Consider the following 15,264-nt stretch of genomic DNA (forward strand, 5'->3'; position numbering starts at 1 on the left):
CAGCATCACCGCCGAGCCAGGGCCGAATTTCGCACTCTCGCTGGCTCTCTGAGCCTTCGCGATCAGCCCAGCGCGGCGGCTGCTTGGGCCGCTTCGGCGAGGCCGCTGTCTGCCGGGATGCGGCTCATCGCCTCCACGAGAGCAAGGCCCGCGGTCGGTCCGACCAGTTCGAAATAGCCTAGTGCACAACGTAATTCGAACAGGTTCGCGCCCTGGCGGCGGGCCAGCTGCAGGGCACTTTCAAGGTCGGCGCGCTGCGCCTCGGGGTCCGGCTGAAGCTGCGATCGAAGCCTGAGCAGTTCGCAATCATAGAAAGACATGCCGGTCTCGCGGGCCATCGCAAGAGCGGCGTCGAGCCGTGTGGCGTCCCGGTGTCCGCCGGCGATCATCACCCGGGCGAGCGCACCCTCGAAGAACGTGAGATAGACGTTGAGATCGGCCGAGCGCAATTCGTCGACCAGCGCGGCGATATCGGTGATGCGTTCATCGACCGCGGCCGATGGTCCGCCGGTCGCTGCCAGGGCTTCCGCGACGGCCCGCTGAATCGTGCCACGCAGCCGCCATTGATTGAAGCCGTGCCGCTGGGCGTCTTCGATCAATTCGACGGCCAGTGCCGCTGCGCGATCGAACTGACCGGTCTCGATGTGCACCCAGATCTCCACGAACCGCAGGTACGCCAGGCTGTAGGGGCCCTGCGGGAAACCCATGCCCTCAACCGATTGCGCGGCGCGCGCCAACTCCGCCTCGGCCGCGGGCAGGCTGCCCTGGACCAGCCGGACCAGAGCCAGATGGATGCGCGCCGCCACGATCGGGTCTATCGGCAGGTAGCCCACGGTCTCAGTGCGCCGATTGGCGGCCGGGCCGGGGTCGGTCGCCAGCTCCAATTTCTCACGTGCATAAGAGAATTCGCCCCGCAAGAACGCCAGGACGCCGGCCCAGGCATCGGTGCGCGGCCACGATCCCGGCTGCCACTGATCCAGGGCGGCGCGGAGCAGTTCGAGTGCCTTCGTCGCGCGGCTGAGATCCGCGCGCCCCGTGTAGTAGCCGGTCAACACGCCCAGCGTGGAGAACAACTCCTCCGCGGTCGACGTCTTCCCCTGGTTGCTGACGGGCACGTCGGCTCCGATCAGTTCGAGGCACCGCTCCAGGTCCGGAGCCACCACGGGACTCGACGGACTGACCGCGCTTCCGGTGAGGAAACCCCGCCCCAACCGGAAAGCGATCTCGCGGCGGTCCCGGTCCGGGCTGGGCGGACACTGGTCCAGCTGCGCCAACGCCTGGCTCAGATGGGCGCGCGCCTCGGTCAGGGCGCCGCGGCGCCGCGCAGCTGCCGAGGCCTGCTGGTAGGCGGAGGCGGCGTCGTCGAAGCGGTCGGCCTGCCGGTAATGGCCGGCGACCAGGCCCCAGTCCGGCTCACCGCCGACGCTGCACAGGGCGTCGCCCACTCGGGCGTGCAGCGTCCGGCGGACGCTGGGGGGTGCCAACTCGATCGCGACCTCGCGCAACAGCTCATGGCGGAAACGCCACCCGTCGGTGTTCCACCGTTCCAGGACCTGCGCGTCCGCCAACTCGTCGAGGGCGCGCCGGAGATCCTCGGGGTCCACCTCGGCGACGGCTGTCAGCAGGCCGGTGTCGATGTAGCGACCGATGACGGCTGCCGCTTCGACGACCGGCACCACCTCGGCACTTGCCCGCAGCCGGGCGAACAACGGTTCGTAGAGCGCTTCGGGCACGCCGACCTCGGTGATGCCGGATACCACCTGCTCGATGTAGAAAGGCACACCGTCACAACGGGATTGGACAGTGGCGCGCTCCTGCGGCGTCAGCCCCGGATTCAGTGCGACGATCAGCTCATCGGACTCCCGCTCCGTCAGGGGTTCCAGATCGAACACCGTCGCCCGCCAGCTGTCCGGCAACCAGCCCTTGTCTCGTCCCGTGACGACGAGCAGAACGCCTCCTCCGTCGAGCAGGCTGCCGAGCACCTCGAGGCTGGTGGCATCGAACCAGTGCGCGTCCTCCGCGATCACCAACCCCGGCGCGCCCTGCAGGCAGGCCAGCAGGTAGTCCCGCACCGCCTCGGCGATCAGTTCGTAAAGTTCGCTGCCTTCGTCGGCAGCGGCCTGATACCCGTGCTGCGCGTCGACGCCCAGCACCGGTGCCAGCAGGGGAACGAGGCGAACGGAATCCATTCCGAGCCTGGCCAATTCGGCCTTCAGCAGGGTGAGGCGCTCGGCCGGACCGGTGAGACGGCCGATGCCGCAATGCCGTTCGATCAGGGCACGCACCGGATACAGGCCGGCATCGGCGTGGAAGGGTGAGCCGATCAGCTCGACCACCGTGTTCCCGGATTGTCCTCCGACCAGCTCCTGGGCGGCCGCTGCCAGCCTGCTCTTCCCGATGCCGGGCTCACCGCAGAACACCACCGGTGCGCTCAGCCGGCCGGTTTGCGCCAGGCCCCAGCTGTTCTGCAGGTGCTGCCATTCGCGGTCCCTGCCGACGAGCGGGCCGGTGGCCGCCCGGGCCGGCCGGGACCGTTCGCCGACGACCCGGTGATGGTCGATCAAGCCTTCGACACCTTTGACCGGCGCGGCGGGCCGGGCCTCCAGGTCGAACGCGTCGTGCACCAGGCGGGCCACCGGTTCGGAGATGACGACCGCACCCGGCGGCGCCAGGCTGCACACCCTCGCCGCCAGGTTGGCGCCCAGCCCGTACACGTCAGCCGCGGTGGTGTCCAGATAGACCACACCGCGGTGCACACCGACCCGCACGCTGATCTCAAACCCGAAGCGCGCCTTCGCTTTCGCGCTCAGCCTTGGTACCGCACGGGTGATCTCCAGGCCGGCGAGTACGGCGCGCCGCACATCATCCTCGTGTGCGACCGGGTGGCCGAACACGGCCAGCAAACCATCACCCGCAGTCGAGCCGATGTGGCCCCCGAAGCGGTTCACGATGTCCAGCACCTGTTCGCGATACCGGCCGACAACCAAGCGGTACGTCTCTGGCTCGATCCGGGTCGATAAGGCGGTGGAATCCACCAGGTCGGCGAAAAGGATTGTCAGCCGCCGGATCTCGCCCCCACGAGACGGTGCGGCAAGCAGTTCCTCGGCGTCGGCATTGCCTTCGTCGGCGGCCAGCACCTGCCCGGCCAACGCCGTCGCCGCGGCGTGGTCACCGCTGCCGAGTGCCGCCACCGCGCGATCCAGCAGCGCGTCGATCAGTGCGGGCCCGTCCCTATCGTTCACGTGGCGTCACCCCCGACGAGATAACCCGGTGCTATCCGGATTTATCTTCGCCGACGTCAACGCCTGCAGCAAACATTCTTTTGACGGCGCGCTACCGCGATTTCGTCCGCTTCCGGTGGGCTTTCCTGACCTGACCACCTGAGGGGTAGCCCAGCAGAACGGTCAGCGGTGCCGTGAGGCTGTGCAGGACAAGGCTTATCGTCACGGCCACCACGACCGCCTGAGTGATGACGGCACCTTGCTGAATCTCTCCGCGCTCGATCACGATCAGCCCCAGGACCAGCGTTCCGATTCCGCGCGGCCCGAACAGCCCCATGAACAACGTGTTCCGCACTTTCAGGCGGCTGCCGAGCATGGCAGTCGCGACGGCGATCACTCGCACCACAATCACCGCCACGACGGCGAACAGCACCAGTCGCCAGTCGACCTCACGCCACACGGGTATCAGCGCGAACCCGCCGAAGAGGGCGAAGACGAGGAGTTCGAGGAGCTCGCCGGCCGCGTCCGAGACCTGGGTGGTTCTGTTGCTATCGCCGGCTTTGGACCACACCATCGCATAGGCCAGACCACCGGCGAATGCCGTGACGAAGCCACTGGCGTGCAGGCGCTCGCCAACGCCGTAGCAGATCAGCGCCAGTGACAGCGTGGCCAACTGGGCCCACGTGTCACTCATCCACCCGTGCTCCCGTGATCGGGAGATCACCGTCGCACCGATCAACCCGATGCCGACGCCGACAGCTGCCGAGACGATCTCGGTGCGGAAAGCGAACCACGCCCAATGTTCCGGCGCGTGATGGGCCCGGTCGGATGCCAGGGCCAGGGCGCCGAGCAGGGCCGCCAACGCGATGCCGTCGTTGAAGCCGCTTTCTGCCGCCAGGGCGTGCCGCACGTCCTCAGGTATGCGCCGATCCTCCAGGACGGCATCGATCAGTGCCGCTTCGGTGGGCACCACGATCACGGCCAGACACACCGCTTCCCAAAAGTTCAGGACCGGCAGGAGCAGAACCGCGACCAGGGTCCCGAGGGCGATCGCAATCGGCACTCCCACCACCAGCAGGCGCAGCGTCAAGCCTCCCCGGCGCAGCAGCGCCCGCGGGTCGAGCACCGAAGCCTGGTTGAAGAGAATCACCGTCAGCGCCAACTGCGCGAGGGTGGTGAACACCCCGGTGCTGGCCTCGTCCTCGATCAGGTCGAAGCCGAAGGGACCCAGCGCGATCCCGAGTGTTGTGAAGATCAGCGCGGGAGCCACATACCAGCGCCGGACGAGTCCGGAGACGACCGCGTAGCACAGCACTGAGATCGTGAGAAGAAAGGCGGTTTGGGTATTCACCGGCTACACCTCTGTCAGATCTGACTCGGCGACGAGTCGACACGGACCGCGACGACGCGGGGGTGGGCACGCGCAGAAATTTGGAGCCCCCTGTCAGGATTGAACTGACGACCGCTCGCTTACAAGGCGAGTGCTCTACCACTGAGCTAAGGAGGCCGGTAAAACCGGTGCCAGCCTAACTGGTCACGGCTCGCCGTCGACGATGCGTTGCGAACGCACCGGCCGTGACGAAGGCCGTGGCCGCCGCCCCGGCAGCGGGATGCGGTCGGCGATGCTGGACAGCGGGTTGACCACCATGGTCAGCGAGATGACGGCATCCTGCAGGGTGGCGATCGCGGGTTCCAGTGCCTCCATACCGGGGGCGAGGCGTGCCAGCGTGTCGGCCACATCGGCCAGCTGCTCCAGCGGGCCGTTCTTGGCGGTGAGCTTGTCGACCAGACCGCCCTCGGACAGCAGCTTGTCGGCCAGCCCGTCCTCGGCCAGCACCCGCTCGATCATGCCGTCGGCCGCCAGCAGTTGGTCGGCCAGACCTCCGGGTTGCAGCGCGCGCTGCAGGCCGCCGCCCTCGGCGGTCAGGCGGTCGATCAGCCCGCCCTCTGCGGTGAGGAGATCGACCACGCCGCCCGGGCGCAGCATCCGGTCCATCGGACCGTTGGGAGCCACCGCGCGCCCCAGCGGCATGTCGTCGTCGAGTAGGCGCGCCAGCCGGTTGGCCCGGGCCAGTGCATCGTCGATGCCCAGCATGTTGGCCATCGCATTGGAACCGCTCGGGCCGCTGGTGTCACCCAATGCCTGCTTGGCCAGGCCCACCGCCGCGCCGGCGAAGTTCAGGCTCGCCTCCGCGGCCGCGAGACCGGTGCGCGCGGGTGCGATGGCCAGCGCCACCAGCGTTTTGCTGAGGTTCATTCTCCGAGTCTATTCGCGACGCAGCACCGGACAACAACGCGCGCTGTCCTGCCTTCATTGAAACTCCTGGCAGACTGCTAGCAGATTACTTGCACCGACCTTTCAGGAAGTTTTCAATGACTTTGCAGCTAGTACTCAAGTTCGGGTTGGGAGACTGACGTGACATTGGGACACCCCGGCGGCGAGAACACGAAACCAGAGGCTCGCATCCTCGTCGTCGACGACGAGGCCAACATCGTCGAACTGCTCTCAGTGAGCCTGAAATTTCAGGGATTCGAGGTCATCACCGCGACCAACGGCGCCCAGGCCCTGGACCGGGCCCGCGAAGGCAAGCCCGACGCGGTGATTCTGGACGTGATGATGCCCGGAATGGACGGATTCGGAGTGCTGCGACGGCTGCGCGCCGACGGCATCGACGCCCCCGCGCTGTTCTTGACGGCCCGTGACTCGCTGCAGGACAAGATCGCCGGTCTGACCCTCGGTGGCGACGACTACGTGACGAAGCCGTTCAGTCTCGAGGAGGTGGTGGCCCGCCTGCGGGTCATCCTGCGGCGCGCCGGCAAGGGCACCAGCAACGAACCTCGCAATGCCCGGCTCACGTTCGCCGACATCGAACTCGACGAAGAGACTCACGAAGTCTGGAAAGCCGGCCAGCCGGTGTCCCTGTCGCCCACCGAGTTCACGCTGCTGCGTTACTTCGTCATCAACGCCGGCACCGTGCTGAGCAAGCCGAAGATTCTCGACCATGTCTGGCGCTACGACTTCGGCGGCGACGTGAACGTGGTGGAGTCCTATGTGTCGTATCTGCGCCGCAAGATCGACACGGGGGAGAAGCGGCTACTGCATACCCTGCGTGGGGTGGGCTACGTGCTGCGCGAACCGCGTTGAGATGACCGGCCGGTACCGCCGCGGCGTGCCCTTACGGGTAGGTCTGGTGGCAGCAACCCTGGTGCTGGTTTTGTGCGGGCTGCTGGCCTCGGGGGTGGCGGTGACGTCAATACTGCGCCACAGCCTGGTCAGCCGCATCGACTCGACCCTGATGGACGCCACCCGCACCTGGGCGCAGGCGCCGTGGAAGCACACCACCTCCAACGGGCAGGGTTTCGACCCGGCCCGGCCGCCGTCGAAGTTCTACGTACGGGCGATCAGCCCTGATGGCCACCCCATGACCGCGATCAACGACCGCAACGCCGAGCCCGCGCTGCCCGCCAACAATGACGTGGGCCCGAACCCGACGACGCTGCCCTCCGTCAGCGACTCCGACATCCAGTGGCGCGCGGTGACGGTGCGCGGGCCGCAGGGCGGGATCACGACGGTGGCCATCGACCTGTCCGACGTCGACCACACGGTCCGCGCGCTGGTGTGGTTGCAGGCGGGCATCGGCACGGCGGTGCTGGTGGTGGTCGGCATTGCCAGCTTCGTAGTGGTGCATCGCAGTCTGCGGCCGCTCACCGAAGTCGAGCAGACGGCCGCGGCGATCGCCGGGGGACAGCTCGACCGGCGCGTCACCGAGCGCGACCCGCGCACCGAAGTGGGCCGTCTGTCCCTGGCGCTCAACGGAATGCTGTCGCAGATCCAGCAGGCCGTCGCGGCCTCGGAAGCGTCGGCGGAAACCGCTCGCGATTCCGAGGAACGGATGCGGCGGTTCATCACCGACGCCAGCCACGAACTGCGCACCCCGTTGACCACCATCCGCGGGTTCGCCGAGTTGTACCGCCAGGGCGCCGCACGTGATGTCGCGATGCTGCTCTCCCGGATCGAGAGCGAGGCCAGCCGGATGGGATTGCTGGTCGACGATCTGCTGCTGCTGGCACGCCTGGATGTGCAGCGGCCGCTGGAACACCACCGGGTGGACCTGTTGGCGCTGGCCAGCGACGCCGTGCACGACGGGCGCGCCATCGACCCCAAGCGCACCATCACCATGGAGGTATTCGACGGCCCCGGTACCCCGGAGGTGCTGGGCGACGAGCCGCGACTTCGCCAGGTGCTGAGCAACCTCATCGCGAACGCGATCCAGCACACGCCGGTGACCGCTGACGTCACCATCCGGGTCGGCACCGCCGGCGGCGACGCGGTGCTCGAGATTGCCGACAAGGGACCCGGCATGGCCCAGGAGGACGCGGACCGGATCTTCGAACGCTTCTACCGCACCGATTCGTCGCGGGCCCGGGCCAGCGGCGGCACTGGACTGGGGCTGTCGATCGTCGACTCGTTGGTGAAGGCGCACGGCGGCACCGTCAGCGTGACGACGGCACCGGGGGAGGGGTGCTGCTTCCGCGTGGCACTGCCCCGGGTCAGCGACGTGCCCGCGCCGGTTGGCTAGCAGGGCTGCTGCGTTGAGCCTGCGCTGAGGGAGACGACACGCCGCGCCACCGCGCCGTGGACGCAGGCTCAGCGCGAAGACAACTCGGCCAATGCCGCCTTGATCTTGGCCTGTGCCTCGTCCAGCGACTCCGGCGACGGACTGCGGTCGACGTGAGCGAAGCCGAAGTCGCTGAGGTTGCGCGCGGGGAAAACGTGGACGTGCAAGTGCGGCACCTCCAGTCCGGCGATGATCACACCCGCGCGGTCCGCCGCGAAGGCTTTCGTCACGGCCTTGCCGATCAGCTGGCTCACCTCCATGACGCGGGCGAAAACCGGCGGGTCCACGTTCTGCCACTGATCGATCTCCGCGCGCGGCACCACCAGAGTGTGCCCCTGCGTCATCGGCTCGATCGTCAGAAACGCGACGACGTCGTCGTCCTCGTAAACGAAGCGGCCGGGGATTTCACGGTTGATGATCTTGGTGAAGATCGACGCCATTACGTCAGCATATGTGCGCCATGGGCAATAGGGTCATCCGCGTGCAGGTACGGATCGCGCGACGCACCCTGCTGGCGCTCGCCGGCGCCGGCGCGCTGAGCGCCGCGCTGCCGGCCTGCGGGTCTGATGACGACGAGCCCTACGAGCTGACCTCCTACGGCTACGACTCCGACGTCACCGAGCCCGGAACCCCCGAGGGGCCCAAGCCTGCCGGAGCCCTTCCGGCCAAGTCGTCGGTGAACACGGACTGGTTGCCGCCGGTGGGCCGGCAGACGATGCCGAATTGTTTTGTGTGGGCCACCGTGTACGGCCTGGCCACCTTCCATGCCGCCCGCACAACCAACACCCCGCCCAGCACCCCGGCGCGCCGGGCCGGGCCCGACTACGCCTACATCCGGTACCAGCTGGCCAACAAGCTCACCGAAAACACCTGTAAAGGCGGCCAAATGGTCAAGTGCCTGAACTGGTTACAGGCCAACGGCGGCACGCCGTCGCTGGCGGCAGCACCCAACATCGGCCGGCGCACATCCACCACATCGTGTGAAGCCAACTGGGCCGACTATGGTCCGCGCACCATCGCCCCGGACCCGCTATTCGGTATCCCCGGGCACAAACTGATCAGAATCACCGGCGCAGACGGCATGAACAATCTGAAGAGCGTCATCGCCGGAGGCAACCCCGTCGCCTTCGGCATCAATCTCTACAGCGACTTCCCGCACTATCGCGGCACCCCGTCGCCGTACGTCGGCAACGGTCAGTGGATGATCAACGCCTCTGGCCGCAAGGCCGGGCACGTCATGGTCATCACCGGCTACGACGACAACACCGGCGCGGTGCGGATTCAGAACAGCTTCGGAAAGCGCTGGGGCGAGCGGGGATTCATGTGGATGTCCTATGAGACCCTGGCGAAGACGGCCCAGGGGACCGGGGTGTATCTACCGGACCCGGCGTAGGCCGCGAGCCGGTGCGGCCGAATCGTTAACGCACCGTTGCCGTGTCGTTCTCAACGATCGCCAGAATCCCACATGACCCAATTCACGGGAGGCGACCTTGGTGCGTTTTCCCAAAGCGCTGCTGGCGATTCCGGTGGCAGTGCTCACCGCATGCGCGGTGTCGCTCGTTCCCGCACTCACCCCGGCCCGGGCCGCCGACGCGTACGGTCCACTCGGGCCGCCCAACCCGTACATGGCGCCCAACGGCCTGGCGTCGATGCACAACGACGCCGGATCGGCCGACGCCGGACCGCTCCCCGGCCCCGGCGCACGCCTGGTTCCCGTCTTCGCTTTCCCGCTGCTGGCCGCCTGTCCGACCATCACCCAGGGCACTGACGGCTTGGTGCTGGCACTGTGCACCACCATCACCCAACAAGCCCCAGTGCTGCACCTCATTGATCCCAACGGCATTCTCCCGCAAATCATCCCATTGGCCAGCCTGGACATCACCAAAGGCGGCCTGCTCGGCGGCGTCTACGCGTATCTGGACAACAACAACCAGATGGTGCTGATCGACGGCGTCAACCACCTGCTGCGCATCGCGCATGTGAAGAACGAGCGGGGCCGCTGGCAGTTGGTCGTCACCCAGTCGACAGACCTGTCCAGCGTCATACCCCCGGGCGACAGCTCGGTCGGTGTGGTCCCGGACTATCAGGGCAACGTCTGGTTCGCCACCGCGGGCGGAGTGGTCGGGGTCGCGAAAGCCGCTGGGGGCGTTGCGAGTTTGCAGCTCCCTGCCGGGCAGCAAGTGGCCAACAGCATCTCGGCGTCGCCCCTGAACCGCATCGCGGTCGCCACGACGTTCGCGATCTACGAGATCAACCTCAACGGCGGCGGCAACCCGCAGGTCATGTGGAGTCAGAACTACGACCGCGGCCCAGCCCGCAAGCCGGGGCAGTTGAGCTGGGGAACCGGTTCCACGCCAACATATTTCGGACCTACCGGCGCCGACTACGTGACGATCGTCGACAACGCCGAGCCGCAGGTGCACGCGATGGTCTACCAGTCAGGCACCGGCAACGTGCTCTGCCAGCAGACCGTGTTGACGCAGGGCGGACCGGGCAGTGAGAACTCGCCCATCGGGGCGGGCAACTCGATGTTCATCGCCAGCACGTACGGCTATCCCTATCCGGCGGTGCCGCCGGGAGCGGGTCCGGCGGTGCCGCCGACGGCGCCGTTCGTCGGCGGGATGACCCGCGTGGACATGGACAGTCCGGGCCCAGGCTGTCATACGGTGTGGGAGAGCAAGGTTCGCAGCGCCGCGCTGCCGCACCTGTCCACCGGCGACGGACTGATCTACACCATCACCCGCATCGGGCTCGACCAGACCACCCCGGTGGACGTCTTCGCCTATTCGGTGATCGACCCGACCACCGGCCGGTTGATGCACCAGCAACCCAAATCGGCCACCCTGCTCACCGACCCAATTCAGACGGCGTGCATGGTGCTGATGGGTGGAAAGATCATGCAGGGCAACATCACCGGAATCGGTCGCATCGGCTAGCGCGCGGCCGGGGTTACTCCTGCCCGAACTTCATCATCTCCAGGTTCCAGTACCCGCGCATGCTGTTGATCAGTCCCTCGTCGTTGACGCGATAGGTGAACACGCCGCGAACCTCGCTGGTGAACCCGCCCTCGAACCTGCTGTGCAGCACCAGGATATGGGCGACCTCGTTGGGTGAGCTGGACGGGAAGGTCTCTTCGCAGGTGATCGTCAGCTGGTTGGCGGCGATGTTGGTGTCGTAGAAGGTGGCCACCCCTTCCTTGCCTTTCACGCCGGTTCCGTCGGGGTTGGTGACGGACTTGCCGATCGGGTCCTCGACGACCACGTCGTCGGCCATCAGCGCCAGCCATCCTTCGCGGTCATGGGCTTGCACGCAGCGCCACGATGATTGCGACGCGGTCAGTGCCGGGGATTGGGCGGTCTGAGTCATTGCGGTTCTCCTTCTCTAGATTGCACACGCGGCGCGGGCGCCGTCTTCGGTGGCTTTGCGGATCAGGCCCAAGCCGGTGCAGTCGCCGGCGGCGTGAATCGGGGTGCCGGGCAGCGCGTCGACCAGGGTGTCGAACAGGCCTGTATCGGGCTCGACGGTGCCCGCGATGACGACGCTGTCGGCGGCCAGTTCGCGGCGGACGCCACCGGCCGGGGTGAACACCACCGCGCCGGAGGTGATCCGCTCGACCTCGGCGCGGACGTGCACGGTGACGCCCAGCCGGTCCAGTCGGTCGGTGTGTTCGGTCTTGCGCTTGTTCCCGATCTCGGGGGCGATGTCCTTGCCGCCCTCGAGGATCGAGACGAGTCGGCCACGCGCCGCGAGGAATTCGGCCAGTTCCAGCGCCACCAGATCGCCGCCGATGACGGTAACCCGGCGGCCGAACGGCATCCAGGCGCGGCTGGCCATCCGCACCGCGCCCGGGCGCACAAACCGCCTGTCCTCCAGCATCTTCCGCAGACCGGGTCCGGTGTGCACGTGCGGCAGGTGGGCGCCCGGTATCGCCGGCACCGCGACCCGGCCCCCGGTGGCCACCACTACGGCATCCGGCGCCGCAGCCAGTACGTCTTGGGCCGAAACGACATGTCCGAGATGCACTTCCGTCGTGCTGCGATCGATCTCCTGCCGCAGATACCGTAAGAACGGCCGATTCTCGGAATGCAGCATGCTCGCCCAGCGCAGCGCGCCGCCCAATTGCCGGCCTCGCTCGAAAAGTGTGACACGGTGCCCGCGTTCGGAGGCGACCCGCGCCGCCTCCAGCCCTGCCGGCCCGCCACCGATCACCGCCACCCGTTTGGCGCGGGCAACGAGGGGCGCTGCCAGTGCGCGTTCCCGGCCCGTGCGGGGATTGACGGCGCAGTCGACCGAGAAGCGCTGTTCCATTGCGTCGATGCAGTTTTCACAGGAGATGCACCTGCGCACCCGGCTCGCCTGTCCAGCGGCAAGCTTGCGCGGCAGGTCGGGATCGGCGAGCAACGGACGGCCCATGGCGATGAAGTCGGCGCGGCCGTCGGCGAGGATCCGTTCGGCCCGGACGGGGTCGTGGATGCGGCCGACGGCGATCACCGGCACGTCGACCACCTGCTTGACCGCGCTGGCCGCGCCGACGTTCACCTCGTCACCGTCGTCGGCGCCGTTGACCATCCCGGTGACCAGTCGGTCGATCACGCCGCCGCTGACATGGAACGCATCGACTCCGGCGGCGACGAGTTCGGGGGCCATCCGCGCGGTTTCGTAGATGGGCCGCCCGCCGGCGACGCGCTCGTATCCAGAGATGCGCAAGGTGATCGGCAGCGCGTCGCCGATTTCGGAGCGGATGGCCGCCAGCGTGTCCAGCACTACGCGCAGTCTGCCGTGTGCGGTGTGGCCGCTGTAGCAGTCGGTGCGCCGATTGCGTTGGGGCGCAAGGAAGGAACCCAGCAACATATACCCGTGCGCGGCGTGCAGTTCGATTCCGTCGTAGCCCGCCTCGACGGTCCGGCGCGCGGCGGCTTTGAACAGGTCGAGCACCTCGGTCAGCTGGGCGTTGCTGATCTCCACCGACGGACGGCCGGTCAGGTAGGACGGGATCACCGACGGCCCCAGCGACGTCGCCCCGAACATCTCCGGCCCCAGCCCGTCGGGCCCGGCGTGCACGATTTGCGGCTGGATCTTGGCGCCGTGTTCGTGCACGTCGTCGACGAGCGCCCGGTGCGCCGCCACCGCGGCGTCGGTGCCCAGGTGCAGTCCGCCCGGAGTCTCGGGATGCTGCGCGTCAACTCCGGTAGCGCCCAGCGTGATCAGACCGACGCCGCCGTTGGCACGGGCGGCGAAGTAGTCACGGGTGCGCTGGGACGGCAATCCGTCCGGGGTGCCGTACATCGTCTCCATCGGAGACATGACGATCCGGTTGCGCACCGCCATGGCGCCGATTCGCCCCGGCGCCAACAGGTGCGGAAAGCCGGTCACTCAGGACCAGGGTTACCGATCAGCGTCCGTGTAGCGGATGACGCCGCGAATGTTCTTGCCTTCCAGCATGTCCTGGTAACCCTCGTTGATCTGCTCGAGGCGGTACTGGGTGGTGACCATGTCGTCCAGGTTCAGCTTGCCGGCCTTGTACATCGCGAGCAGCTGTGGGATGTCGTACTGCGGGTTGCCGCCGCCGAAGATGGTGCCCTGCAGGTTCTTCTGCATCAGCGTCAGCATCGCGAGATTGAGGTTGACGTTGGTGTCGAGCAGGCTGCCGATGGCGGTCAGGACGCAGGTGCCGCCCTTCTGGGTGATGTTGAGGTAGTTGTCGATGTCGGCGCCGTGCAGCTCACCGACGGTGACGACCACCTTGTGGGCCATCAGCCCGTAGGTGACCTCCATGATGCCCATCAGCGCGGCGTTGATGTCCGGGTAGACGTGGGTGGCGCCGAACTTCAGCGCCTGGTCACGCTTCCACTCCACCGGGTCGATCGCGAAGATGTAGCGGGCCCCGGCGGCGACCGCGCCCTGCAGGGCCGCCATGCCGACGCCGCCGACGCCGACGATCGCGACGTCCTGGCCTGGGCGGATGTCAGCGGTGCGGACGGCCGAGCCGTAGCCGGTGGTGACGCCGCAGCCGACTAGCGCAGCCACCTCGAACGGCACGGACGGGTCGATCTTCACCACCGAGCTGCGGTGCACGACCATGTACGGCGAGAAGGTCCCGAGCAAGGTCATCGGGAACACGTTCTGGCCGCGAGCCTGGATGCGGAAGGTGCCGTCGCTGACGGCGGCGCCGGCGAGCAGCCCGGCGCCCAGGTCGCACAGGTTGCGCATGCCGGCCTGACAGGTCGGGCACTGCCCACAGGACGGGATGAAGGACAGCACCACGTGGTCACCCGGGGCGATGTCCTCCACGCCGGGGCCCACCTCGGTGACGATGCCGGCGCCCTCGTGGCCGCCGAGCACGGGGAAGCCCGCCATCGGGATGCCGCCGGTCACCAGATGGTGGTCCGAGTGGCACATGCCGGCCGCTTCCATCTGGATCTTGACCTCGTCCTTGGCAGGGTCGCCAATTTCGATTTCCTCGATGGACCACGGCTGGTTGAATTCCCAGATCAGTGCGCCTTTTGTCTTCACGGTGGACCTGACCCCATTTCGCCTTTGAATTGAGAGTGCCTGGCCCCATCATGCCCGGCACGGTAGTGACGAGTGCCACAGGGCACTCCTGACGGTCAGCATAGCGCGTCAAGCAATCAAATGCTTGGTTGGGTGGTGGCTGACCGCGACGCCGACTCACCAGAGTGGTACTGGCGCCGAGCCCAGCGGGTAGTAACCGGGTAGCTTCTCGCCGGCCAGGCTGCGCTCGATCCGCTTCTGCATGCCTGCGGACAGCTTCCCGGCCTTCATCAAGTCCAGGTAGAGCGCCTGGACGTGGCCGAAGTCGAAGAAGTCCCGTTGCCACTCGATCTTGGCGTCGGCGTTGAGCCGGAACCAGCTGCCGCCGATGCCGTAGATCTCGGAGCGGCCGCCGTCGGAGTCGATGGCGACCTGCTTCCAGAACCCGACGATCTCGCCCTGCTTGTCGTCGATGAGGACCTTCTGGTACGGGTACTGCCAGTTCTCCAGCCCCTCCATCTCCAGCCCCAGGGCGATGTCGCGGATCTCGTCGATGCCGACGCACATCACGTCCTCTTTGGGGCCGATGTTCCAGCCGTAGGTCGCGTCATCGGCGTAGAAGTCGGCCAGCGGCTTCCAGTCGCCGTTCCGCTCGGCCTCCCGGTTCACCTCGAGCCAGCGCTCGACCCAGTCTTCCAGCACCTCGCGGGGATGTGACGCCATCAGCTTTCCTTCTCTTTGATGAACAGGGCTTGGGTAGGACACGACTCGACGGCCCGCTCGACCTCGTCGCGGGCTTCCTCTGGCGGCTCGGCGTCGATGATCTCGACCTTGCCGCGCTTGGGCACCCGGAAATAGTCGGGAGCCTCCAGCTCACACATGGCATGCCCCTGGCAGAGGTCCAGATCCGCCTCGATTCGAAATCCCATGGC

General features: G+C 67.4%; 13 protein-coding genes and 1 tRNA gene. 4 read left to right on the forward strand and 10 right to left on the reverse strand.

Features of this window, described 5'->3' with window-relative positions:
• Positions 1-62 precede the first annotated feature (62 nt).
• The 4 genes from QXK92_RS28865 to QXK92_RS28880 form a co-directional block, all read right to left on the reverse strand.
• Positions 63-3,242, reverse strand: a complete 3,180-nt coding sequence (locus tag QXK92_RS28865) for an adenylate/guanylate cyclase domain-containing protein (RefSeq protein ID WP_306247540.1) — start codon at positions 3,240-3,242, stop codon at positions 63-65.
• A gap of 91 nt (positions 3,243-3,333) precedes the next feature.
• Positions 3,334-4,572 (reverse strand): cation:proton antiporter, encoded by a 1,239-nt coding sequence (locus QXK92_RS28870; RefSeq protein WP_306247543.1) that lies wholly within the window; start codon positions 4,570-4,572, stop codon positions 3,334-3,336.
• A gap of 81 nt (positions 4,573-4,653) precedes the next feature.
• Positions 4,654-4,728 (reverse strand) — tRNA-Thr (locus QXK92_RS28875).
• 27 nt (positions 4,729-4,755) lie between these two features.
• Positions 4,756-5,478: a hypothetical protein gene (locus QXK92_RS28880; protein WP_306247545.1), complete on the reverse strand. Its 723-nt coding sequence runs from the start codon at positions 5,476-5,478 to the stop codon at positions 4,756-4,758.
• A 159-nt stretch (positions 5,479-5,637) separates the two neighbouring features.
• Between QXK92_RS28880 and phoP the strand changes: the two genes are divergently transcribed.
• Both phoP and QXK92_RS28890 read left to right on the forward strand, forming a co-directional pair.
• Positions 5,638-6,366, forward strand: coding sequence for a two-component system response regulator PhoP (phoP, locus tag QXK92_RS28885; RefSeq protein ID WP_306247547.1), 729 nt, complete (start codon positions 5,638-5,640; stop codon positions 6,364-6,366).
• A gap of 1 nt (position 6,367) precedes the next feature.
• A complete protein-coding gene (locus QXK92_RS28890; protein WP_306247549.1) occupies positions 6,368-7,801 on the forward strand; it encodes a HAMP domain-containing sensor histidine kinase in 1,434 nt (477 codons plus the stop codon).
• A 68-nt stretch (positions 7,802-7,869) separates the two neighbouring features.
• Here the strand turns inward: QXK92_RS28890 and QXK92_RS28895 are convergent, their stop codons facing one another.
• Positions 7,870-8,280: an HIT family protein gene (locus QXK92_RS28895; RefSeq protein WP_306247553.1), complete on the reverse strand. Its 411-nt coding sequence runs from the start codon at positions 8,278-8,280 to the stop codon at positions 7,870-7,872.
• 41 nt (positions 8,281-8,321) lie between these two features.
• Between QXK92_RS28895 and QXK92_RS28900 the strand changes: the two genes are divergently transcribed.
• The gene (locus QXK92_RS28900) at positions 8,322-9,233 is read left to right on the forward strand and encodes a C1 family peptidase (RefSeq protein ID WP_306247555.1); all 912 of its coding nucleotides are present in this window, start codon (positions 8,322-8,324) and stop codon (positions 9,231-9,233) included.
• 100 nt (positions 9,234-9,333) lie between these two features.
• Positions 9,334-10,776, forward strand: coding sequence for a hypothetical protein (locus tag QXK92_RS28905; protein ID WP_306247557.1), 1,443 nt, complete (start codon positions 9,334-9,336; stop codon positions 10,774-10,776).
• Positions 10,777-10,789: 13 nt separating this feature from the next.
• Here the strand turns inward: QXK92_RS28905 and QXK92_RS28910 are convergent, their stop codons facing one another.
• The 5 genes from QXK92_RS28910 to QXK92_RS28930 form a co-directional block, all read right to left on the reverse strand.
• Entirely contained in the window at positions 10,790-11,206 is a 417-nt protein-coding gene (locus QXK92_RS28910; RefSeq protein ID WP_306247559.1) for a ketosteroid isomerase family protein, read from the reverse strand.
• A gap of 15 nt (positions 11,207-11,221) precedes the next feature.
• Positions 11,222-13,213: an FAD-dependent oxidoreductase gene (locus QXK92_RS28915; RefSeq protein WP_306247561.1), complete on the reverse strand. Its 1,992-nt coding sequence runs from the start codon at positions 13,211-13,213 to the stop codon at positions 11,222-11,224.
• A 12-nt stretch (positions 13,214-13,225) separates the two neighbouring features.
• Positions 13,226-14,353 carry an NDMA-dependent alcohol dehydrogenase gene (locus QXK92_RS28920; RefSeq protein ID WP_306247563.1) on the reverse strand — a complete coding sequence of 376 codons (1,128 nt, stop codon included), beginning with the start codon at positions 14,351-14,353 and terminating at the stop codon, positions 13,226-13,228.
• A gap of 156 nt (positions 14,354-14,509) precedes the next feature.
• Positions 14,510-15,055 (reverse strand): nuclear transport factor 2 family protein, encoded by a 546-nt coding sequence (locus tag QXK92_RS28925; RefSeq protein WP_306247564.1) that lies wholly within the window; start codon positions 15,053-15,055, stop codon positions 14,510-14,512.
• Entirely contained in the window at positions 15,055-15,261 is a 207-nt protein-coding gene (locus tag QXK92_RS28930; protein ID WP_306247566.1) for a ferredoxin, read from the reverse strand. Before QXK92_RS28930 ends, QXK92_RS28925 begins: the two co-directional genes overlap by 1 nt.
• Positions 15,262-15,264 lie beyond the last annotated feature (3 nt).

Origin of the sequence: Mycobacterium sp. TY815 (assembly GCF_030755135.1) — a bacterium.
Taxonomy (GTDB): domain Bacteria; phylum Actinomycetota; class Actinomycetes; order Mycobacteriales; family Mycobacteriaceae; genus Mycobacterium.